A 22,188-nucleotide genomic window follows, 5' to 3' on the forward strand; every position below is an offset into this window, starting at 1 on the left:
CGGGGGATCATCCACTGTGGGGGGTCAGAGCAGGACGGTGCTGAAGGAGCCGACGCGGCGGAAGCCGACCTTGCGGTACGCCAATCGCGCCGCGATGTTGTAGTCGTTGACGTACAGGCTCGCGGTCCGGCCCAGCCCGCGCACCAACCGGTCCGCGACCGCGGCGGTCCCCGCGGTGCCCAGCCCGGTGCTGCGCCGATCCGGATGCACCCAGACGCCCTGGATCTGGCCAACGGTGCGGGACATCGCGCCGATCTCGGCCTTGAACACCACCTGGCCACCTTCGAAGCGGGCGAACGCCCGGCCCCCGGCGATCAGGTCCGCGACCCGGGCCCGGTAGCTGGCCGCGCCACCGTCGCTGGACGGGTCCACCCCGACTTCCTCGGTGAACATCGCCACCGCGGCGGGCAGGTAGCGGTCCAGCTCGTCCGGGCGCACCGGACGCACCAGCGGATCCGGGGCCATCCGGGGCCGCTCGGAAAGCACCATGAGCGGCTGCTCCGCGCGGATCTCGCGCGCCGGGCCCCACTGCGCCGCGACCTCGTTCCACAGCGCCAACACCTGCTCGGCCGGGCCGACCAGCGACGAGCACACGCGGCGGCGGCGCAACGCCCGATCGGCGAAGGCGCGCATCGCGTCCGCACCGCCGCGCAGCGGAATCAGGTTCGCGCCCGAAAAGCACATCCCGGCGAGCTTGTCGCCATAACCCCAGAGTTCACCGCCGAGGCGCAGCGGATGGATCCCGGCCTCCTCGACGCGCGCGGCCACCATGCAGGCCGCGACCGGGGCGGAATCCAGTACGGAACGGACCAGCAGCGCGTCCCGTTCCTCCAATAGCCGTGCACCGGCGAGCTTGAGCACCCGCCAAGACTGCCAGAAACCCGGGGCGGCAAGCCTCCTCGACCGGGATGCACCACACTCACCCGAACCCGTACTCACCCGTTCGGAGTAGCTCGGTCGACGGTATCCGGGGAATTCCGCGAGTCTGCGCACGCCTGGGCCGATGCCTTGCCGAAACCGGCCACCCCGAACCGGGGACGGCCGGTCGGGCAGATCAGCTGACGGTGACCACCGGCGAGCCGGTCTCCGCGTCCGCCGGTTCGATGTCCTCGGCGATGCGCATGGCCTCTTCGATCAGGGTCTCGACGATCTGGTGCTCGGGCACCGTCTTGATCACCTCGCCCCGGACGAAGATCTGGCCCTTGCCGTTGCCGGAGGCGACCCCGAGATCGGCTTCGCGCGCCTCGCCCGGCCCGTTGACCACGCAGCCCATCACCGCGACCCGAAGCGGCACCTCCATGCCCTCCAGCCCGGCGGTGACCTCCTCGGCGAGCTTGTAGACGTCGACCTGCGCTCGCCCGCACGACGGGCACGACACGATCTCCAGCTTCCGCGGCCGCAGGTTCAACGACTGCAGGATCTGGGTGCCGACCTTGATCTCCTCGACCGGCGGCGCCGACAGCGATACCCGGATCGTGTCGCCGATGCCCTGCCGCAGCAGCGCACCGAACGCCACCGCGGACTTGATCGTGCCCTGGAACGCCGGGCCCGCCTCCGTGACCCCGAGGTGCAGCGGGTAGTCGCACTGCTCGGCGAGGAGCTCGTAGGCGCGCACCATCACGACCGGATCGTTGTGCTTCACCGAGATCTTCAGGTCGTGGAAGTCGTGCTCGGCGAACAGGCCCGCCTCCCACAGCGCCGACTCCGCCAGCGCCTCCGGCGTGGCCTTGCCGTACTTCTGCAGCAGCCGCGGGTCCAGCGAACCGGCGTTGACCCCGATCCGGATCGGCGTGCCGTAATCGGACGCCATCGCAGCGATTTCGGCGACCTTGTCGTCGAACTTCTTGATGTTGCCGGGGTTCACCCGCACCGCCGCGCACCCGGCCTCGATCGCGGCGAACACGTACTTCGGCTGGAAGTGGATGTCCGCGATGACCGGGATCTTCGACTTCTGCGCGATGGCCGGTAGCGCCGCCGCGTCGTCGGCGCTCGGACATGCCACCCGCACGATGTCGCAGCCCGCCGCGGTCAACTCCGCGATCTGCTGCAACGTGCCGTTGATGTCCGCGGTGTTCGTCGTCGTCATGCTCTGCACGGAGACGGGGTGGTCACTGCCCACTCCGACCGCTCCGACCTGCAACTGCCGGGTCTTGCGCCGCTCCGCGAGCACCGGAGCAGGGGCCGCGGGCATGCCCAGATCGACGGTCATCGATACCTCTCCACCTCTTGTGGTGTGCTTCGGACGGCTCGCGCCGCCCACGTTTCACGATACCGGCGGGGATTCAGCCGGCCGGTCGTAGTGGCGGCTGGCCGGATCACGTTGCGTGATCGTCCCCGCCCGTTCATCTCACATTCGGCCCAGCGTCGAGCTGCGTCCGACACCCCATCAGGCCAACCGGTGCGGCGCACCCCGAAGCCTCCTCAGCGCGGCCGATCCCGCTTCCACCTCGGCGCAAGCCGTCCGCCTCACGAGTGAAATTTCCGCCTCCTGCCACGCCGACCGGTCGCGACCACAGCCCTAGTTCAGCGTCACCGGGTTGACGATGTCGGCGACCAGGACCAGCAGCGAGTAGGCGATGAAGATCAGGCTCACCGCGTACGCCAGCGGCATCAGCCGAGCGGTGTCGAAGGGTCCGGGATCCGGCCGCCGCACCAACTTGGCGAACCCGCGGCGGATCGACTCCCACAGCGCGCCCGCCACGTGCCCGCCGTCCAGCGGCAGGATCGGCAGCATGTTGAACACGAACAACGACAGGTTCACCCCGGCCAGCAGGTTGAACATCAGGATGATCCGGTCGTCGACGCCGATGTGGTCCGAGGACAGCACCTCGCCGCCCAACCGGCTCGCGCCGACGATGCCCACCGGCGAATCCAGATCCCGCTGCCCGCCGAAGATCGCGCTGACCAGGTCGGGCACCCGCTGCGGCAGTTCGACGACCTTCTGCACGGTGAGGTTGACGAAACCGCCGATGGTCTTCACCACGCCGCCGAAGTCCTGCTTGACCAGCGCCGATGTCGGGGTGAGGCCGAGGAAGCCGACCTTCTCGAACTCGCTGGTCGAGTTCAGCTTCGGCATCTCGTTCTGCATCAGGGTCGGCTGCAGGGCCACCCGGTGCCCGTCGCGTTCGACGACCACCGGCACCGAACCGCCGGAGGAACGGATGGCCAGCTGCAACTGGTCCCACGAGGCGTAGGGCCGGCCGTTGAACTCCAGGATCCGGTCGCCGGGCAGGAACCCGGCCGCCGCGGCCGGGGACGGTGGCGCGCCGGGCGGGCACACCTGGGTGTTCTCCGCGTTGGCGGGCAGCACGCAGGCGCTGACCACATCGACGGTCGTGGTCGGGGTCGCCAGGCCGTGGCCCATCAGGATCGCGGTGAAGATGCTGACCGCCAGGATGAGGTTCATCACCGGCCCGGCCAGCATCACGATGATCCGCTTCCAGGGGCTGCGCTGGTAGAACTGCCGGTGCTCGTCCTCCGCAGTGATCTCTTCGGCGGACATCTGCCGGGCGTCCTCGATCATCGTCCGCCACGGCGAGGACGACGCGGTGCGCCCGAACTTCTCGTCCTTCTTCGGCGGGAACATGCCGATCATCCGGATGTACCCGCCGAACGGGATGAGCTTGACGCCGTATTCGGTGTCGCCCTTCTTCCGCGACCAGAGGGTGCGGCCGAAGCCGACCATGTACTGGGTGACCTTGATCCCGAACAGCTTCGCCGCCGCCAAGTGGCCCAGCTCGTGCCACGCGATGGAGAACAGCAGCCCGAGGAAGAAGATCACGATGCCCACCACGACCAGCATCTATTCCGCCTTCCCCACGAGCTCGCGCGCCCGAGCGCGTGCCCAGTCCTCGGCCGCGAAGACCTCGTCCAAGCCCGCCGGATCGCTGCGCCACTGATCGGCGTCGGCGAGCACCTCACTCACAGTTTGCACGATTGCGACGAAGCCCAGTCGGCCTTCGACGAACGCCGCCAGTGCTTCTTCGTTCGCCGCGTTGTAGATCGCGGGCAGGCAGCCACCGCCGATGCCCGCCGAGCGGGCCAGTTCGACGGCCGGGAAGGCTTCGTCGTCGACCGGCTCGAAGGTCCATTCCTGGGCCTGTTCGAAGGTCAGTGCCGCAGCGGCCCCCGGCACCCGGCGCGGCCAGTCCATGCTCAGCGCGATCGGGATCCGCATGTTCGGCGGGCTGGCCTGGGCGATGGTGGCGCCGTCGACGAAGGTGATCATCGAGTGCACGATCGACTGCGGGTGCACCACGACGTCGATGCGGTCGTAGCCGATGCCGAACAGCAGGTGCGCTTCGATCAGCTCCAGGCCCTTGTTCACCAGCGTCGCGGAGTTGATGGTGATCACGTTGCCCATCGACCAGGTCGGATGGGCCAGCGCCTGCTGCACCGTGACATCGAGCAGTTCGTCCCGCTTGCGACCCCGGAACGGGCCGCCGGAGGCGGTGAGCACCAGGCGTGCCACCTCGTCGACCCGGCCGCCGAGCAGGCACTGCGCCAGCGCCGAGTGCTCGGAGTCGACCGGCACGATCTGGCCGGGTGCGGCCCTGTCGAGCACCAGCGAGCCACCGGCGATCAGCGACTCCTTGTTCGCCAGCGCCAGCTGGGCGCCGGTCGCGAGCGCGGCGAGCGTGGGTTTGAGCCCGCGCGAGCCGTCCACGCCGTTGAGCACCACGTCCGCCGGGGTGGATTCGATGAGATCGGTCACCGCGTCCGGCCCGGCCAGCAGCCGGGGCAGGCGGAACTCGCCAGCGGCGTAGCCGCGCCGCTGCGCCTCCGCGTAGAGGGCGAGCTGGACGTCCTCGACGGCGGTGCCCCTGGCTACCGCGACGGCCGGGACGCCGAACTCCAGCGCCTGCGCCGCCAGGGTCTGCGGGTCGCTGCCGCCCGCGGCCAGTCCGGCGACCCGGAACCGGTCGGGGTTGTGCCGGATCACGTCCAGGGCCTGGGTCCCGATGGAACCGGTCGAGCCGAGCACCAGGACGCTGCGCGGGCTGGTATCGCTCGGGGTGCTCTGATTCGGGGTGTCGGCGTGCATCACGGTCATTGTCCCCGAAGCAGGTGAGCACCGGTCGCTCGCGGTGCGCAAAGCACCATCGGGGTCCACGATCGGGTGGTAAGCCATGCCCCCCGGTGCACCGGGGGGGACGTGAGGAGGCCAACCATGGGCATCATCGGATGGATCGTTCTCGGGCTGATCGTGGGCGCCATCGCCAAGCTGATCATGCCGGGCAAGGACCCGGGCGGAATCCTGGTCACCCTGCTGCTCGGCGTGGTCGGGGCGTTCCTCGGCGGTCTGCTCGGCAACTGGCTCTTCGGCATCGGCATCGAACGGTTCTGGTCGCTGAGCACCTGGATCCTGGCCATCGTCGGCTCGGTCATCGTGCTGGGGATCTACCGGTTGATCGCCAGCCGCCGCAAGGCGGTGCGCGGCGGATAGCCGGGGAAGATCGGTGCCCGAACGACGGAAGGGTGTTGCGGAAGCCGCTTCCGCAACACCCTTTTCGCTGCTCGGGAGCGAACAGGCGGGCGTCCGGGTGCCGACGGCGTGTGCGAGGATGGCAGCAATGCGGATCGCCGGGTGGTGATCCGCGCAGCTAGCGATGTTTCCGGCCCGCGCGGCCGGTGTGGCGCAGGAGGGGAACGTGGCGAGCACCGAGCTGGAGAAGAAGCCCAGCCAGGCCATCGACCCGGCCGATGAACCGTCGGTCGAGTGGGGCTGGCACGGCGGTTTCCCGAAGGGCACCCAGATCGCCGGTTGGTTCTCGGTCGTCGCGATCCTGGCCATGCTCATCGGCAACCACCAGGGCATCCTCAGCGGCGGCGGGCAGTTCAAGACCGAGGACATCTACCTGATCCTGATCGCAGCGGCGCTGGCCATCGGCCTGCTCTTCGACCTGCGCCGACGCAAGACCGCGTGGCGCCGCTGACGCTGTTGGCGATTTCGCGCGAAATCGCGCACTTCACCGGACACGCGAACGCCGCCTCCGAACGGTCGGAGGCGGCGTTCGCGTTCCCGCGTTCTCGGGTCAGACGGTGATGCCGGTGAGGACCGTGACGCGTTCCTCGGTGAGGTCGGTCATCGCGGCGTGCACGCCTTCGCGACCGAAGCCGGAGTCCTTGACCCCGCCGTAGGGCATCTGGTCGGCGCGGAAGCTCGGCACGTCACCGATGATCACGCCACCGACCTCCAGTTCCGCGGACGCCCGGAAGGCCAACTGCAGGTCGTGGGTGAACACCCCGGCCTGCAGGCCGAAGCGGGAAGCGTTGACCTTCTCGAACGCCTCGTCCATCGAGTCGACCGGCGCGATGGTCATCACCGGCGCGAAGACCTCCTCGCTCGAAACCTTCGCGTTCTCCGGAACGTCGACCAGCACCGTCGGCGCGTACGTCGTGCCTTCGCGGGTGCCCCCGGTGAGCACCCGGGCGCCAGCGGCGACGGCTTCGCCGACCCACTGCTCGACCCGCTCGGCGGCTGCCGCGTCGATCACCGGCCCGACCTTGGTGGCCGGGTCCTTCGGATCACCGGTGCCCTGCGCCTCGACCGCCTTGACCACCCGATCGACGAGATCGTCGTAGCTGTCCCGGTGGACGTAGACGCGCTGCACCGAGATGCACGACTGACCGGCCTGGAACATCGCGAAGGTCGCGATCCGGTCTGCCGCGTAGTCCAGGTCGGACCAATCCGAGTTGACGATCGCCGCGGCGTTGCCGCCGAGTTCGAGGACGACGTGCTTGCGCGGCACCGATTCGCGGATGCCCCAGCCGACCGGCACGGAACCGGTGAACGACACCACCGGCAGCCGCGGGTCGGCGACGAGTTCGGCGGCCCGGTCGTTGGGGGCGGTCAGCACCGACCAGGAACCGGCGGGCAGGTCGGTCTCGGCCAGGATTTCGCCGAGCAGCAGCGCGGACAGCGGCGTCTTCGGGGAGGGCTTGACCACGATCGGTGCGCCGACGGCCAGCGCCGGAGCTACTTTGTGCGCCACCAGGTTGATCGGGAAGTTGAACGGCGAGATGCCGAGCACCGGCCCGCGCGCAACCCTGCGGACCAGCCCCATCCGGCCGGTCGCGCCAGCGTCGGTGTCCAGCCGCTGCAACTCGCCGGAGAAGCGGCGGGCCTCTTCCGCACCCCAGCGGAAGGTCGAGACGGCACGCGAAACCTCGACGCGCGCCCAGACGATCGGCTTGCCGCTTTCGGCGGTGATCAGCTGCGCGAGCTCCTCGGCCCGCTCGGCGAGGCGTCGGCTGACGTGGTCCAGCGCCGCCGCGCGCGCGTGCGCGGGCAGCGCGGCGAACTCGCGGCGGACCGCGTGCGCGGCGGCGACGGCCCGCTCCACATCGGCGTCGGTGGCGTAGCACGTGGTGGCGACCGGCGAGCCGTCGTAGGGGTGCCGCACCTCGAACGTCGCATCGCTGGTGACCCGCTCGCCAGCAACCCAGTACCCGGTGACCGAAGACATCGGTACCTCCTGTTGATTTCGTCCCTACCGCGACGCTACGACCACCAACCCCACCCCAGCACTGCCAATCTGTCCACCCCGAACCGGCCGCGTGGACCAATCGGCAACATTCCCAAGATCTCGGCGCAGCCGGGTCAAGCGCGCCGACGCTGGTCGATTTCTCGCGACGTTGGGCACGCCCGGTGGTTTGGGGATGAGGTTCAGCGGCCGTCGAGCAGTGGGCGGGTCGGGTCGTACGGCATTCCCTTGCGGCGGGCGGTTATCGCGGAGAGGGCTTCCAGGACGACTCGGTTGCCGAGGGCTGCGGTGATGTCGGCGTGGTCGTACGGCGGGGCGACTTCCACCACGTCCAGGCCGACGACCGGCAATTCCAGGCAGAGGCGTCGTACCGCGTCGAGCAGTTGGCGGGAGCTGAAGCCGCCGGGTTCGGGAGTGCCGGTGCCCGGTGCCATGCCCGGGTCGACCACGTCGACGTCCACCGACAGGAACACGCCGTCGCAATCGTCGAGCGCGATCCGGGACGCCTCGGTGAGCACCTCGTCGAGCCCGCGCGCGACGACCTCGGTCATCTCGAACGACCGCATCCCCTGCTGCGCCATCCAGCGCAGCGTCTCGGGCTCCGGCCAGTAGCCCCGCAGGCCGATCTGCAGGAACCGGTCGCCCCGGCAGGCGCCGGACTCCAGCAACCGCCGCATCGGCGTGCCGTGGCCGTAGAGCTCGCCGTGGATGATGTCGCCGGTGTCGGCGTGCGCGTCGAAGTGGATGACCGAGACCCGGCCCCAACCGTGGTGGCGGGCCACTCCGGTGATGTCCGCGAAGGCGATGGTGTGATCGCCGCCGAGGATGACCGGGATCGCCCCGGCCGCGGCCACCTCGGTCACCGCCGATTCCAGGCGCCGCAACGAAACCTCGGTGTTGCCAGCGGGCATCTCGACGTCCCCGGCATCGACGATCCGCAGTTCCCGCAGCGGATCGACGCGCAGCGCCAGGTGCGGGCGCGAGCCGTCGTGCGGCAGGTAGTCGGTGGTGCGGATGGCCTGCGGCCCCATCCGGCAGCCCGAGCGGTGCGAGGTGCCGCCGTCGAACGGTGCGCCGATGATCACCACGTCGGCGCCCGCGATGGTGGCTTCGTCGTCGAGGTCGGCGCGGTCCACGCCGAGGTAGGTGACGTCCGGACCGTACATTCCACCCAGCCTGGGCATGGCTCACTCCTGATCGACTCGTGCCGTCGCTCACGCGGAAGTGTGATGGGTGAGGGGCACCTGTGACCAAGTAACTGGGTCACAGGTGCCCCTCACCTCGAAAGGATCACGCGGGCGGGTGGGGTCAGGTGAGGTTGTGCATGACGTGTTTGATGCGGGTGTAGTCCTCGAAGCCGTAGCGGGAGAGGTCCTTGCCGCAGCCGGACTGCTTGAAACCGCCGTGCGGCATCTCCGCGACCAGCACCAGGTGCGTGTTCACCCAGACGCAGCCGAAGTCGAGCTCGGTGACGAGGCGCTGCGCCCGCGCGTGATCGCGCGTCCACACGCTGGCCGCCAAGCCGTAGTCGACGCCGCCCGCCATGCTCAGCGCTTCCGGCTCGGCTCCGAAGGCCTGCACGGTGAGCACCGGCCCGAAGATCTCCTCCTGCACGACCTCGTCGTGCTGCTCCACCCCACCGAGCACCGTCGGCGCGAAGAAGTACCCGTCCTCGCCGACCCGATCGCCGCCGGTGAGCACCTGCGCGTGCTCGAAGGCTCGCCGCGCCGAGTCGTACGCCGCCTCGACATCCGCGGTGGACGAAAGCGGCGCGGTGCCCAACACCTTGCCGGTGCAGGGATCGATCAGGTCGGTGGTGCGGCGGCTGTCCGCGTCCACCGGCCGACCGTCGATGATGTTGCGGACCTGGCGCATCAGCGTCCTCCGGGCAGGACGCACAGCAGGTCGTAGATCACGTGCGCGGCCGCGATTCCGGTGATCTCGGCGTGGTCGTAGGCCGGGGACACCTCCACCAGATCGGCGCCGACCACGTTCAGGTCGGTCAGGCCCCGCACCACTTCGAGCAGTTCGCGACTGGACAGGCCGCCCGCCTCGGGTGTTCCGGTGCCCGGCGCGAAGGCCGGGTCGAGCACGTCGATGTCGATGGACAGGTAGACCGGTCGCGATCCGAGCCGGGCGCGGATGCGCTCGATGATGGTGTCCAGCGGCGTGCGGGCGAAGTCGCGGCAGTGCACCGCGGCGAACCCGGCGCGCTCACTTTCGTCGAGGTCCAGCTTCGAGTACAGCGGGCCGCGCAGACCGACGTGCATGGAGTGCTCGAAGTCGATCAGTCCTTCCTCGGCCGCGCGCCGGAACGGGGTGCCGTGCGTGTAGGGCGCGCCGAAGTAGGTGTCCCAGGTGTCCAGGTGGGCGTCGAAGTGCAGCACCGCGATCGGCCCGTGCCGCTCGTGCTGCACCCGCAGCAGCGGCAGCGCGATGGTGTGGTCGCCGCCGATGGTGATCAGCGTGCGCCGGGTTCCGGACAGCTCCCGCGCACCGACCTCGATGCTGTCGATGGCCTCCCTGATGTCGAACGGGTTCACCCCGAGGTCCCCGGCGTCGGCGACCTGCCGCAGCGCGAAGGGTTCGGTGTCGTTGGCGGGGTTGTAGGGCCGCAGCAGCCGCGAGCTCTGCCGGACGTGGTTGGGGCCGAAGCGCGCGCCGGGCCGGTAGCTGACGCCGGTGTCGAACGGCACGCCCCAGATCAGCACGTCCGCATCGGACACGTCGGCCAGCCGGGGCAGGCGGGCGAACGTGGTGTCCCCGGCGTAGCGCGGCACCCGCGTGCCGTCCACCGGGCCGATCGGGTCGTTCATGGTGTCCTCCCCTTCTGCTCGTGAGTGCGAACTCCGGTTCGCACTCACGACTCCTTCGCCGCGGCCAGGATCTCCGCCGCGGCGCGCTTGCCGGATTCGATCGCGCCGTCGATGAAGGTCCGCCAGCGGCGCGCGGTGTGCGAGCCGCCGAAGTGCACCCGGCCTTCGGGACGCCCCACGCACAGCTCGTACTTGGCGAACTGCCCGGCGCGGAACGTCGCCCAGGTGCCCTTGGAGAACTCGTCGTGCACCCAGTCGTGCGATCGGGCGTCGAGGACCTCGGCTCGCGGGGCGAATTCGCGGACCGCGCGCTGCACGTCGACGAGGTCCCCGGCGTCGACCCGATCGTGTTCCGGGGCGAAGCAGACCAGCACCACACCGCGCTCGGTGGTCTCCATCGCGCCGACGTAGTCGAAGCTGGTGCCCCAGCCGAAACCGCTGATGTCCGCCGGTACGTCGCGGGCCAACGCCCAGACCTTCTGACCCTGCCCGGCGTGGTTCTCCCGCGACATCGCGAGTTTGTCCGCGGGCAGCGCCGGGGTGAACTCGATGTCCTGCCAGACCCCGACCGGAGTGGTCATCAGCACCCGGTCGCCGCGCACCACCCCGCCGTCGTAGGCCACCGTGACGCCTTTTTCGTCGGCGTCGATGCCGCGCACCGGGCTGGACAGCCGCAGCTCGGCGCCACCGTCGGCCAGGATCGCCCGCGCCAGCGACGCGGTGCCGCCCACGAAGGTGAAGCCCAGCACGCTGGCCTGCACCATGCCCCACAGCGAGCTGTCCATCGAGGAGCACCAGCGGATCACGTCCAGCGCCGAGCCGGTCTCCGCATCGGCGTTCGCGCAGCCGCAGAACCAGGAGATCATCAGTTCCTTGGCGTTGCCGGTCAGCCCGACGTCCTCGGCCCACCGGCCGATCGGCACGTCGAGGTCGGCGACGTCCTGCTCGGACAGCGGGCGCAGCGGGTCGAACCGGGAAGCCGCCTCGATCAGCGACCGGACCGCGTGCTCCAACTGCTCGTACTCGTGCGGTGCCACGGGCAGCAGGCTCTCCAGCACCTCGCCGCGGTCGGACCAGGTCATCCGGCTGGGCATTTCGCTGTCCTTGATCGCAACGCCGTAGCGCCGCACCTCCGCCCAGACGTGCGTCTGCTGCGGAACGATCCAGGTGCCGCCCATCTCCAGCCCGAAGCCGTCGAAGCCGTCCGGCTGGTACCAGGTGGAGCCCCCGATCCGGTCGCGGGCCTCCAGGATCAGCACATTCTTGCCGGCCTCCCGCAGCTCGCGCGCGGCGGTCAGCCCGGCGAAGCCCGCTCCGATGACGACGACGTCGTAACGATCCATTTCGTGCACTTCCTCGATCAGTAGCGGTTCAGACGTTCGCGGCGATCCGAACGTCGGTTTCGCGCGGCATCGGCTGCGGACTGCCGATGTTCAGCAGCAGGTAGACGACGGTGGTGACGGCCGCGGCGAGCAGGAAGCTCAGGTCGATCCCGCCGGTGAGCGCCAGCAGCGGCCCCTTGTACAGCGCGGACTTCCAGGACGAGTACCGGCGCGGCGAGACGTAGCGGCTGTAGTCGCCGAGCAGCGTGATGAACGCGATCGGCCCGCTGAGCCCGGCCGCCACCGTGGACAGCGCCCACGTCGTCCAGAAGTCCCCGAGCAGGTAGCCCGCATCGGTGACCGGCGCGGTCTGGAACTGGCCCGCGAAGCCGATCACGCCCGCCGCCATGAGCACCACGGTGCCCAGCGCCACCCATTTGCTCAGCCGGGTCAGCAGGTGGTAACCGAAGATCGCGACCAGCACCGAGAGCACCGCCAGCAGCGCGTAGGTGATGCTGTAGCTGACGCCGCCGTCGGGCAGCCCGAACAGCAGGTGCAGCGGGCCGACCACCGCCGCCCCACCCGTCCACACCGTCAGCGCGGCGTAGCCCAGCGAGAGCAGCAGGCCGATCACCGATCCGATCAGTCGACCCCGCACGCCGAAGTGGCCGCCACTGCTGGTGGACAGGTTCGTGCCGGTCTTCAGCGACACCAGGGCCAGCGGCGCGACCAGCACGGTGCCCAGCAGGGTCCCGGCGGTCATCGAGGTGACGGCTGGCCAGAACTCCAGCCCGAACGAGGCGGGCAGCCAGCCGAAGATTGCCACGCCGAGGCACATGTTCGAGCCGAGCAGGATGCCGACGACATCACGCGGCCGGCCGGTGCGGTCGGCGTCGGGGATCGTGTCGACGCCGTGCGCCTCGATGCCGACGCGCGCGGTCGGGGACGGATCCGGGGTCATTCGTCGACCTCCTTGGCGGGGAGCGGAAGGGGAGTTCCGCGGCACCGACAAAGAGTGGTCACGGTCACCAGCCGGAGGTAGTCACCGATCCTCCGAAGTCCCCCACCGCCGTTGGACGATCGCACAACGCCGCAGGACGATCACCCGGCGGCTGTCAGGTCTTCCCCAGGACCCTGTCCTCGAAGCGGCCCGCTGGGCCCCGAACGCTGCGGGGAGCGCCGATTTCGCGCGAAATCGCCGCTGCCCGCAGCCGCACACCGAAGTAGTTCGAGGCACTGCGAGTTCCGCTTCGCGGCAGCGATCAGGGTTGGCGGAGGGCGCGGAGGGCGAGGTAGAGGTCGACGCGGTCCGGGGTGCTGGACAGGCTGCGGCCGGTGAGGTCCTCGACGCGGCTCATCCGGTGCCGCAGGGTGTTGATGTGCACGTGGAGGCGCTGCGCGGCCTCCTGCCAGCGGCCACCCGCGTCGAGGAACACCGCCAGGGACGGCAGCAGGTCGCTACCGCGCCGTTCGTCGTGGTCGAGCACCGGTCCCAGCAGGGCCCGCGACGTGGCCGCCAGCAATTCCGGATCCTGCGCGGAAAGCAACAGGGCCGGGCTGCTCAGCTGCTCGTGCGTCATCCAACCGCTCGCCGACCGCGACGACACCGCCTCGGCGGCGTGCCTCGCCTGCAGCAGGCTCACGCGCAGCTCGGCGGCCGTGCCCGGCTGCCCGACGCCGATGTGCACCACCGCGCTGGACAGCGCGTCGTGGATCCGCCGCGCGAGGTCCACGGTCGTGTCCCGCACCCGCGCGAACGCGACGACCTCGCTGCCGTGCTGCGCCACGACACCGTCGGTGCCCAGCAGGTCGCCCAACCGCACGGAGTCCGCGCCGGGGCTGGACGTGCGCAGCACGACGGCGGCTAGCGGCCCGTCCGGCGGCAGGCCCAGCGAGTGCAGCCTGGTGCGCACCGTCTCGATGCCGAGGACTCCACTGTGGACCCATTCGAAGAGTTCCCACGCGTAGCGCAGTTCCGTCGCCCGCACCGCCCGGGTGCGCTCGATCTCCAATGCGATGAACGGCATCGCCTGCACCACGGCCGCGTGCTGCTCCACGTCGAGTTCCGCCAGCGGGCGGGGCAGCAGCAGTTCCGCTTCGGCCAGTCCTTCGCCCACCAGCGGAAGCGGATGGTTCGGCCGCGGCGCGACACCCGCCACCGGGCCACCGGCGACGCGCACCGCCACGGGCTCGCCGAGCTGCTTGGCCAGCGTGTCCAACACGGTTTCGACGCCGCGATTCACCCGCAGCGCCGCGACGATCGCGTCGTGCTGCGCGAGGTGCCGACGCAGCGGGCGCTCCCACTCCGCCCGCTTGGTGTTGACGAAGGCCTCCACGATCTGCAGGAACGCCACCTCGACCGGCACCACGAAGCAGGTCAGGCCGTGCTGGCGCGCCGCGTCCACGAACTCCTCCGGAACCCGCGTTTCCGGTGGTACCAAGCCGAATCCGACCGCTGCCACATCGGCGGCGACCAGATCGTCGATGAACGCCGCCGCGCTGATCCCCGCGGTGCGCCACACCCCGGCGGTGAGCACGATCTCGCCGCCGCGCAGGAATCGGCCGGGCGCCTGGATCTCGATGGTGTGCACCCAGCGGATCGGCCGGTCCACCCGACCTCGCACCCGCACCTGCAGCGCGAGTTCCGGCCGGTTCAGCAGATCTTCGACGAGCACCGCGCCACCTCCGTCACTCGCCGGGCCGATCGAGGGCCTGCAACGCCAGCCACAGTTCCGCTCGCACGCCGGGCTGGTCGAGGCTGCGTCCGAGCAGCTCTTCCACCTTGCGCACCCGGTTCCGCAAGGTGTGCCGGTGCACGCCCAACCGGCTCGCCGCCGGATCCCACTGCCCGTGGTGCGCCAACCAGGTCTGCAACGACTCGACTAGCGCGTCCTTTCCGCGCAGCGGCGCGAGAACGGCCTCGGCGAACGCCCGCGCATCATCGCCGGGAACCAGGTTCAGCAGCCCGTACCCGGCGAGGTCGCGGAAGTGCACAACGGTGTCGCCGCGCTTTGCCGCGCGCGCCGCCTGCTCCGCCTGCCGCAGGCCTTCGGCGAGCCCGGCCAGCCCGCCCGGTTCGGACACCCCGATGGCCAGGCCGGAATGGCCGGTGAGCCAGCCCAGCCCGCCGTCGCCGACGAGACCCACCACGACGTCGCCGTGTTCGGCCAGGTAAACGGGGGCGCTCGGGGTATCCGCCGCGAGCCGGGACAGCAGCTCGTCGCGGTCGCGAGCACCGGCCAGCACCACCACCCGGAACGGCTCGGGCGGCAGCTCGGCGTGCAGGTCGCCGAGCGCGTCCTGCACCGGGGCGCCGCGCAGCATCAGCTCCAGGAACCCCGACCGCAGCCGTCGCCGGGCGGCGCCGAGCGCCTCGACCTGCTCCAGGGCCAGGGTGAGCAGCGAGGCCGCCGAGTTGATCACGTGGTGGTCGGTGGTGGCGAACGGCCCGCTGCGACCGACGACCAGGAATCCGCGGGCCCGGCCGCCCAGCGCCTGGATGCTCACTTCCTGGTCACCGAGCGAGAATCCGGCCGCGGCAAGGCCCCGCTTCGCCCGCATCTTGTCCACTTGGGACTCGAATTGCCCCAGCCGGGCACTGGCGGCGGCGGGTGCGCTGTGCAGCAGCCGACCGCCCGCGTCGAGCAGCAGCACCCAGACGTCCAGCAGCCGTGCGAGCTTGCGCACCAAGGCGGCCACCCCGTTCGTGGTGCCCGCCGCCTGCGCGAGTTCGTGCTGAGCCCGGCTGGTTCGGCGCAGGCTCGCGTACTCGTCGGCGGCGAGGGCGCGCGAAACCGCCTTGCTGATGGCGATGAACGGGGTCGGTCGAGGCACTTCGAGCAGCGGCAGCGCGGCCCGTTCGGCGGCCTCGACGAGCTCGGGCGGAATCCGCCGGTGGCTCAACCCGACACCGAATCCGAGCCCGGCGGCCCCGACCGCGGTGAGCCGTTCGACGAGTCCCGCGCAGTCCTCGGCACGCAGGGTCAGGCCGGTGGTCAGCAGCAGTTCGCCGCCTTCCAGGAACGGCGTCGGATCCGCCAGTTCACTGGTGTGCACCCAGGAGACGGGCTGGTCGAGCGCCTGCGCACCGGCCCGCACGAGGAGCCCCAGCGCGGCGTCCGCGACCAAGTCGCGCAACGTCAACGGCACCGAGCACCTCCTGACACTGTGTCGAAACCCGACTTGCGAGTTAACCAGATCGTCCAGTGTTCGAACACGGACAGCCGCCGCTGGTCATCGAGCACCCGGTCCTGGACGAGGGCCTGACCGTCCTCGAAGGGGCCATCCACGAGCGCCCCGGCTGAGCCACCAGTCCGCGGGCAGCCCGCCAGATATCCGGACACGACGCCATGTGGTCGGGCCTGGTCGAGCAGGGACGGGAGCACCTGGTGCTGCCGGACGGCCGACGACCGTCAGGGTGGGCGCGTGGCGAGGTCGGCCGGGACGAGACGCTGTGGCTGCAGGTGGACGGGGACTGACGGCGTTGGTACCGCTAAGAGATTGAGACGATGTCGTCGCCGAAGGCGGCGGCGAGTGCCTTCGCGATCAGGTCGGGCAGTTCGGTCCGTCCGTCGTCCTCGGCCCAGCGCACCAATGCGGTGTGCAGGGCGGCCAGGCAGGCGCTGGCCGCAGCTTGGACGCGGAAGGCCGTATCGGGATCGGTGGCATCGCCGCCGAGGGCGTCGACGATCGTCTGCTGAAGGACGTAGTGGTTGTCCAGGTGTTTGGCCCGCAGGGCTGGTGTCGAGGTCATGAGCTGGAGGCGGGCCAGCAGGAACTGCTCGTTCGCCGTCAGATCGCCTCCGTGGCGGTCACCGGTCAGTGTCGTGGCGGAGTCGATGAGCGCGTTGCCGATGCGGCGGACCAGGGGTTGTGCGGCGGACGAGGCGGCGATCCGTTCGGCGGCGAGTCGTTGGTCCTGGTCGATGAGTACGAGGTCTTCCTTGGTGGGGAAGTGCCGGTACAGGGTCATGGGTGACACGCCCGCGGCTTCGGCGACGTCGGTCACGGTCGTGGCGTCGTATCCGCGCTCGGTGAACAGCCGTACCGCGTGCGCTTGAATCATGCGCTGGGTCTCGGCTCGCCGTTGTGCTCGCAATGTTGAGTGCCGGTCGGGCATGTGGTAGACGATACCATCGTGATAGTGTCTACCAGATTGGTAGTAACTAACAGGATGGGATGGATGAGCATGAACGATCTGACCGGCAGGACGGCTCTCGTAACCGGAGCATCGCGCGGCATCGGGCAGGAGATCGCGGCCCGGATGGCGGCGAAGGGCGCAGTGGTCATCGTGCATTACGGCAGGGACAAGGACGGTGCGACGGCGACGGTCGACGAGATCGAACGAACCGGCGGAACCGCGCTCGCCGTCGGGGCGGAGCTGGGCGTGGATGACGACGTCGAGACGCTCTTCGCGGGAGTCGAGGCCGGCCTGGCCGGGCGGCCACTCGACATCCTCGTCAACAACGCGGCGGCGGTGCCCGCCGGCCCGATCGGAGTCACGACACGGACGGAATTCGACCACCTCTTCGCGGTGAACGTGCGAGCGCCGTACTTCATCATCCAGCGAGCATTGCCATTGCTCCGCGACGGTGGCCGAATCATCACGATCTCGTCCGTGGCGGCCCGGAGCGCCCTCCCTCACCAGACGTCCTTCGCTATGACGAAGGGCGCGGTCGAGACGATGAGCATGACCCTGGCCAACGAGCTCGGGGGCCGGGGAATCACGGTGAACGCGGTCGCTCCCGGCGCCACTCAGACGGCGACCAACGGATCGTCGTTCGATGCGCCGGGCCAGGCCGAATTCATCGCCAAGGGAACGGCGCTCGGTCGGCTGGGTGGCCCCGACGACGTCGCCGACGTAGTCGCATTCCTCGCCTCCGACGAGGCGCGCTGGATCACCGGTCAAGTCATCGACGCAAGCGGCGGCCTGTTCCTCGGACCACGCCCCTGACCACACGTAGTCGACAAGGACACGCGACTCGATGGCGGTCACCGCCAGACGGCGCCGGTTTCCCGCGCCGAGTGTCGAATTCTCGTCGCCGCAGGCGGCCGATGCCGGTAGTCGAGTGGCAGCGTTTCTTGGCATCGGACAGGTACTGCCGGTTGTTCATCGGCGAGATCGACGACGCGGCCAAGCACGCCGAGGAATACCCATGACCGAGCCCTTCGGTCATGAACCGCAGAGCGAACTGAACGGGAGCAACCAATGCCCTACTCCGACGCCGGCCACGCTCCGGTGACGGTCATCGGCCTGGGACGGATGGGCCAAGCGCTGGCCAGAGCGTTCCTGGCAGACGGACACCCCACAACCGTGTGGAACCGGTCGGCAGCCAAGGCCGAACAGCTCGTCGCCCGCGGCGCGATCCTGGCGGCCTCGGCCCGCGCCGCCGCCGCGGCGAGCCCGCTGGTGGTCATCTGCGTAGCCGATTACCAGGCTGCGCGCGAACTCCTCGACCCGCTGGGGGACGTACTCGCGGGACGGGTCCTGGTGAACCTGACCTCGGGCACCTCGAAGCAGGCCCGCGAGACCGCCGATTGGGCGACACTGCAGGGCGCCACCTATCTCGACGGCGTGATCTTGGCCTTTCCCCAGGGGATCGGCACCGCCGACGCCGTTCTCCTCTACAGCGGGCCGCGGCCGGCCTTCGACACGCACGAGTCAACCCTGCAGAGCCTCGGCGCGGGCACCACCTACCTAGGCGTCGATCATGGATTGTCCTCGCTGTACGACCTGGCGATGCTGAGCGTCATGTGGAGCGTCCTGAATGGATTCCTGCACGGCACCGCCCTGCTCGGGACGGCACAGGTGGACGCCGCAACGCTCGCCCAATTCATGAAGCAGGGAATCGGGTCCATGATCGAATGGATTTCCGCCTATGCGGAGCAAATCGACGCCGGCAAATACCCGGCCGTCGATTCCACCATCAACACCCACCTGGCGGGAATGAAGCACCTCATCCAGGAAAGCGAGTCCCTCGGTATCAATGTGGAACTACCCAAGTTCGTCAAGACACTGACCGACCGGGCGGTGGCCGACGGCCGCGGCGGCGACAGCTACGCGGCCATGATCGAGCAGTTCCGCAAGCCGACCACGGCCCGACCGTGACCGGCCGGACTCGCCTCGTCAGGGCCTTATAGGCGCAGCTTCGTCAGCTGGTCGGTGGCCTCTTGCGGTGTCATGACGGCACCTCGGTGGTAGACCCGGTGGTATTCGGAATGGCCGAGCCGGTCCACGAGAGCCGCCACGAGCGAGCGTAGTTCGACGTCGCCGTCGTCGAAGGTGCCACGGATGGCCTGGCTCACCCCGAGCGCGGTGGCCGCGCCGGCCGGGTCGCCCTCCAGGGACAGGAGCTGGGCGGCCGATGGGACGTCCATGTGCGCCTGCGCTGCTTGGATGGTGCGGGGCAGCAGCTCGCGTGCGCGTGCGGCGTCCCCTTCGGTGAGGAGGTTGGCCATCCTGGCGGGGACCATCAGGTTCTGTGGTGTCTCGGGCGGGAGCGGCAACTCGCGGGCGAGCGTCTCCATCCGGTCGAGTTCTTGATCGGAGCGTTCGATGTCGCCGGAGCGGCGGTGCAGCTCGGCCAGGCTGCCCAGGACCTCGATCTCCAGCATGGGCTGACCGCGCTCCCAGGCCGCTCGTTCGGCGGTTTCGATGTCGTGCCGTGCGCTGTTCAGGTCGCCGCCGCGCATGCGCTCGGTGGCGAGCCCGAGCCGGATTGAGACCGCGTCCTGCGAGCCGAGTTCGGTGGCGATCGCGATGCTGCGCGCGTAGGCGCCGATCGCCTCGTCGTGCTCACCGCCGATGGCGTGGATACGTGCCATGCTGTACAGCGTCTTGGCCGTCCACGATCGGTCGCCTGCCTCCTCGAACGCGTGCAACGCCGCTGCCATCGCGGTCGCGGCGCCCGCCAGGTCGCCCCGCTCGCCACCCCGCAGGGCTTCGACGACAAAGGTGCAGGCGATCGCCCAGCGGTCCTTGCCGCTTCGTACCCGGGCGATCTCGCGATCGACCAGCTCATCGAGCCCGAGCATCGCCGCCATCGTCAGCACTATCAGCAGCAGCATCGGATAACGCCGCAGCGCGCCCGTGCGCGCGCAGTCGTCGATGAGCGCACGCAGCCGCTCGGGGTCGGTGATCGGCCCGTCGCCTTCGCCCGCCAGGTGGATCGCGGTGAACGCGGCCCGGGCAGCCGCGGGCAGCGCATCGCCGAACTCCAGGACCCTGGCCACGTAGGCATCGCCTCGACCGTCGTAGCGGAGCATGACCCAGTACCAGTACAGCGGACCGAGGATCCGGGCCGCCGCCTCGGCGTCGCCGCCGTCGATGGTCGTTTGCAGGGCGAACATCAGGTTGTCGTACTCGGCCTCGAACAGCCGCACCGACTCGATCTGCTTGTCCGAGCGCAGCAGCGGCTCGTGTTCCTCGGCCAGGTCGGCGAAGTGCCGGATGAGCCTGTGCAGAACGGTTTTGTCTTCCCCCGCGAGCCGGAGTTTGTCCGCCGTGTGGGTTCGGATGGTTTCCAGCATCCGGTACCCGTCGCCAGCGCGTTCCACAATGGACTTGTCGACCAGAGAATTCAGCAGATAGATGACCTCGCCCGAGCGTCGATGTGCTCGGGGCTTATTCGCAAGCGGTACCCGCTGGCCGTCGTCTCCACGAGCCCGGCCCGCCCAGGGCTCTGCGCAGTCGATGTACCAGTGCATGCAACGCGTTGACGTTGTCACCGGGCGAGTGTCCCTCCCACAGGCCGCCGAGAAGCGAATCGACCGACACCACTTCGCCCCCGGCCAGTGCCAGTCTGGCCAGGAGCGCGCGAACCCTGGTGCCGCCGATGTCGATGGGCGCGCCGTTGTCGGCATAGGCCCGGACCGGTCCCAGCACCTCAATCCGCATGGTCATAAGGCTACGTGGCAGGAATTACCGATCAGCGTCCTGATAACCGAACTGGGGGCGGCCGTAAGAGCGATCTAAGACGCCTGTCAGCGCCGCCGGACAACGTGGCGGGCGTACGGAAAAACGTCCGAAAGGCAAGGCAATGGCAGCGCAGGAGAAAATGCAGCAGGTGCTCGACTGGGCGGTGGCCGAGGTCGGCATCCCCGGCATCGTCGTCGAGGCCAGGGACGGGGATCGGACCTGGTTCGGCACCGCCGGCGTGGCCGACGTCAAAACCGGTGGCCGCCGCCGGCCGGGGGAGTACGTGCACACCGGCAGCAGCGGCAAGACATTCACCGCCGCTGCGATCCTGGCCCTGGAGGCCGAGGGCAAGCTGAGCCTCGACGACACGGTGAACAAGTGGCTACCGGGTGTGCTGGACGTCAACGGCTATGACGGCAACAAGATCACCATCAGGCATCTGCTCAGCAACACCAGTGGTCTGTTCTCCACCGGCTTGGCGCCGGAGCTGGCCCAGCGGTATGCCACCCGCGCCGAGTTCGTCAAGCATCGCGGCGACGAGGTCACCACGGAAGACCTGCTCAAACTGGCGGTCTCCCAGCCGCCGGTCGCGGAGCCCGGCGAACGCTTCGAGTACTCCAACGGCGGCTTCTACATCGCCGGGGCGATCATCGAGAAGGTCACCGGCAACAGCTATGCCGAGGAGGTCGAACGCAGGGTCATCAGGCCACTCGGCCTGACCAACACCTTTGTGCGCCCCTCCCAGGACGCCGGATACCCCGATCCGCACCCGCGCGCATACTCCAACCTGTTCTACAAGGACGGCACCGACGTGGCGGCGGTCACCGCGGAGAACTGGGAATCGATGATCGAGGAGCCCGGACTCGCGCCGCTCGATGTCACCGAGTTCAACACCTCGTGGAGTTGGTCAGCCGGTAACGTCGTCTCCACCACCGGCGACATGATCCGGTTCGTCAATGCGATGGCGAGCGGCAATCTGCTGCCGTCGGCCCAGCACCGCGAGATGTGGACCACGGTATCCACCCCTGATTACTGGATGCCGCACGCCCGATACGGCCTCGGCATTATCGAGTTCGACAAGGAGGCCATGGGCGGCCGGACGCTGCGCGGCTTGGGCGGTAGCTTCTGGGGACACTTTTTCTTCGCGGCGGGCACCCTCGACGGCAAGCACGCCTTCGCCATGCACGCCAACACCGAGTGGAAGTCGTGGGACGTCGCCTTCAGGCTTATGGAAGCGGAGTTCGGCTTCACCATCGGTGTGTAAGCGTGCGGCCACCGAGCGGTGCCCACGAAAGACAGGCACCGTCCGGTGGCCGCCCTCCTGGTGGCCCAGTACAGCTAACGGCGGATGACGCGCTGTGCGCTGGGGAATTGTGGCCGCGCGGATTATCGCTCGGAGATGAGGCGTGCCTCGCACTGGGAGATCAGGCGTGCCTCGCACTGGCGCTGCGGCTTGACGTGCCGGTCATGACCGCCGACAAGGCGTGGCGGGACATCAACGTGCGGGTTCCCGTCCAACTTCTCCGCTAGTGGCCGCGAACGCCGCCACTGCCCGGAAATCGGCCGAGAAGCGCTCGGTCGGTACGCGCCGTCCGGGGGTTAACCGGCGCGTACCGACCCGCGCTCGGATCGAAGTCACTTCGGGG

At 69.5% G+C, this 22,188-nt stretch carries 21 protein-coding genes; 6 read left to right on the plus strand and 15 right to left on the minus strand.

Annotated elements, in window-relative coordinates:
• Positions 1-24: 24 nt before the first annotated feature.
• The 4 genes from ACTWQN_RS20385 to dxr all read right to left on the minus strand — a co-directional run bounded on the left by ACTWQN_RS20385 (position 25) and on the right by dxr (position 5,044).
• Positions 25-861: a GNAT family N-acetyltransferase gene (locus tag ACTWQN_RS20385; protein WP_443205097.1), complete on the minus strand. Its 837-nt coding sequence runs from the start codon at positions 859-861 to the stop codon at positions 25-27.
• A 193-nt stretch (positions 862-1,054) separates the two neighbouring features.
• On the minus strand, positions 1,055-2,209 hold the full coding sequence (gene ispG, locus ACTWQN_RS20390; RefSeq protein ID WP_443205098.1) for a flavodoxin-dependent (E)-4-hydroxy-3-methylbut-2-enyl-diphosphate synthase: 1,155 nt from the start codon (positions 2,207-2,209) through the stop codon (positions 1,055-1,057).
• Between the two features lie 309 nt (positions 2,210-2,518).
• On the minus strand, positions 2,519-3,802 hold the full coding sequence (locus ACTWQN_RS20395; RefSeq protein WP_443205099.1) for a M50 family metallopeptidase: 1,284 nt from the start codon (positions 3,800-3,802) through the stop codon (positions 2,519-2,521).
• Positions 3,803-5,044 (minus strand): 1-deoxy-D-xylulose-5-phosphate reductoisomerase, encoded by a 1,242-nt coding sequence (dxr, locus tag ACTWQN_RS20400; RefSeq protein WP_443205100.1) that lies wholly within the window; start codon positions 5,042-5,044, stop codon positions 3,803-3,805.
• A 126-nt stretch (positions 5,045-5,170) separates the two neighbouring features.
• Between dxr and ACTWQN_RS20405 the strand changes: the two genes are divergently transcribed.
• Together ACTWQN_RS20405 and ACTWQN_RS20410 are read left to right on the plus strand one after the other, a co-directional pair.
• Positions 5,171-5,446, plus strand: a complete 276-nt coding sequence (locus ACTWQN_RS20405) for a GlsB/YeaQ/YmgE family stress response membrane protein (RefSeq protein WP_443205101.1) — start codon at positions 5,171-5,173, stop codon at positions 5,444-5,446.
• 205 nt (positions 5,447-5,651) lie between these two features.
• A complete protein-coding gene (locus tag ACTWQN_RS20410; protein ID WP_443205102.1) occupies positions 5,652-5,936 on the plus strand; it encodes a DUF2631 domain-containing protein in 285 nt (94 codons plus the stop codon).
• A 99-nt stretch (positions 5,937-6,035) separates the two neighbouring features.
• On the opposite strand, the gene ACTWQN_RS20415 is transcribed toward ACTWQN_RS20410, so the two are convergent.
• The 8 genes from ACTWQN_RS20415 to ACTWQN_RS20450 form a co-directional block, all read right to left on the minus strand.
• Positions 6,036-7,469, minus strand: a complete 1,434-nt coding sequence (locus ACTWQN_RS20415) for an aldehyde dehydrogenase family protein (RefSeq protein WP_443205103.1) — start codon at positions 7,467-7,469, stop codon at positions 6,036-6,038.
• Between the two features lie 200 nt (positions 7,470-7,669).
• Positions 7,670-8,671 (minus strand): agmatinase, encoded by a 1,002-nt coding sequence (gene speB / locus ACTWQN_RS20420; protein ID WP_443205104.1) that lies wholly within the window; start codon positions 8,669-8,671, stop codon positions 7,670-7,672.
• Positions 8,672-8,795: 124 nt separating this feature from the next.
• Positions 8,796-9,362, minus strand: a complete 567-nt coding sequence (locus ACTWQN_RS20425) for an aldehyde dehydrogenase family protein (RefSeq protein ID WP_443205105.1) — start codon at positions 9,360-9,362, stop codon at positions 8,796-8,798.
• On the minus strand, positions 9,362-10,303 hold the full coding sequence (gene speB / locus ACTWQN_RS20430; RefSeq protein ID WP_443205106.1) for an agmatinase: 942 nt from the start codon (positions 10,301-10,303) through the stop codon (positions 9,362-9,364). The genes ACTWQN_RS20425 and speB (ACTWQN_RS20430) overlap by 1 nt, the downstream gene beginning before the upstream one ends.
• Before the next feature lie 44 nt (positions 10,304-10,347).
• Entirely contained in the window at positions 10,348-11,655 is a 1,308-nt protein-coding gene (locus ACTWQN_RS20435) for a flavin monoamine oxidase family protein (protein WP_443205107.1), read from the minus strand.
• A 19-nt stretch (positions 11,656-11,674) separates the two neighbouring features.
• Positions 11,675-12,586 (minus strand): cytosine permease, encoded by a 912-nt coding sequence (locus tag ACTWQN_RS20440; protein WP_443205108.1) that lies wholly within the window; start codon positions 12,584-12,586, stop codon positions 11,675-11,677.
• Positions 12,587-12,887: 301 nt separating this feature from the next.
• Positions 12,888-14,300 carry a PucR family transcriptional regulator gene (locus ACTWQN_RS20445; RefSeq protein ID WP_443205109.1) on the minus strand — a complete coding sequence of 471 codons (1,413 nt, stop codon included), beginning with the start codon at positions 14,298-14,300 and terminating at the stop codon, positions 12,888-12,890.
• A gap of 13 nt (positions 14,301-14,313) precedes the next feature.
• The gene (locus ACTWQN_RS20450) at positions 14,314-15,774 is read right to left on the minus strand and encodes a PucR family transcriptional regulator (RefSeq protein WP_443205110.1); all 1,461 of its coding nucleotides are present in this window, start codon (positions 15,772-15,774) and stop codon (positions 14,314-14,316) included.
• A 200-nt stretch (positions 15,775-15,974) separates the two neighbouring features.
• On the opposite strand from ACTWQN_RS20450, the gene ACTWQN_RS20455 reads away from it, so the two are divergent.
• A complete protein-coding gene (locus ACTWQN_RS20455; RefSeq protein ID WP_443205111.1) occupies positions 15,975-16,103 on the plus strand; it encodes a hypothetical protein in 129 nt (42 codons plus the stop codon).
• Positions 16,104-16,117: 14 nt separating this feature from the next.
• Here the strand turns inward: ACTWQN_RS20455 and ACTWQN_RS20460 are convergent, their stop codons facing one another.
• Positions 16,118-16,690, minus strand: coding sequence for a TetR/AcrR family transcriptional regulator (locus tag ACTWQN_RS20460; RefSeq protein WP_443205112.1), 573 nt, complete (start codon positions 16,688-16,690; stop codon positions 16,118-16,120).
• Positions 16,691-16,813: 123 nt separating this feature from the next.
• Here ACTWQN_RS20460 and ACTWQN_RS20465 point away from each other — a divergent pair, with 123 nt between their 5' ends.
• Together ACTWQN_RS20465 and ACTWQN_RS20470 are read left to right on the plus strand one after the other, a co-directional pair.
• The gene (locus ACTWQN_RS20465; protein ID WP_443205113.1) at positions 16,814-17,578 is read left to right on the plus strand and encodes an SDR family oxidoreductase; all 765 of its coding nucleotides are present in this window, start codon (positions 16,814-16,816) and stop codon (positions 17,576-17,578) included.
• A gap of 255 nt (positions 17,579-17,833) precedes the next feature.
• Positions 17,834-18,733: an NAD(P)-dependent oxidoreductase gene (locus ACTWQN_RS20470; protein ID WP_443205114.1), complete on the plus strand. Its 900-nt coding sequence runs from the start codon at positions 17,834-17,836 to the stop codon at positions 18,731-18,733.
• 26 nt (positions 18,734-18,759) lie between these two features.
• Here the strand turns inward: ACTWQN_RS20470 and ACTWQN_RS20475 are convergent, their stop codons facing one another.
• Positions 18,760-20,181: a hypothetical protein gene (locus ACTWQN_RS20475; RefSeq protein ID WP_443205115.1), complete on the minus strand. Its 1,422-nt coding sequence runs from the start codon at positions 20,179-20,181 to the stop codon at positions 18,760-18,762.
• A 67-nt stretch (positions 20,182-20,248) separates the two neighbouring features.
• Positions 20,249-20,521 (minus strand): AfsR/SARP family transcriptional regulator, encoded by a 273-nt coding sequence (locus ACTWQN_RS20480; protein ID WP_443205116.1) that lies wholly within the window; start codon positions 20,519-20,521, stop codon positions 20,249-20,251.
• A gap of 142 nt (positions 20,522-20,663) precedes the next feature.
• On the opposite strand from ACTWQN_RS20480, the gene ACTWQN_RS20485 reads away from it, so the two are divergent.
• Positions 20,664-21,806, plus strand: a complete 1,143-nt coding sequence (locus ACTWQN_RS20485; protein WP_443205117.1) for a serine hydrolase domain-containing protein — start codon at positions 20,664-20,666, stop codon at positions 21,804-21,806.
• Positions 21,807-22,188: the final 382 nt, after the last annotated feature.

It is taken from the genome of Saccharopolyspora antiqui (assembly GCF_052246905.1).
Lineage (GTDB): Bacteria > Actinomycetota > Actinomycetes > Mycobacteriales > Pseudonocardiaceae > Saccharopolyspora.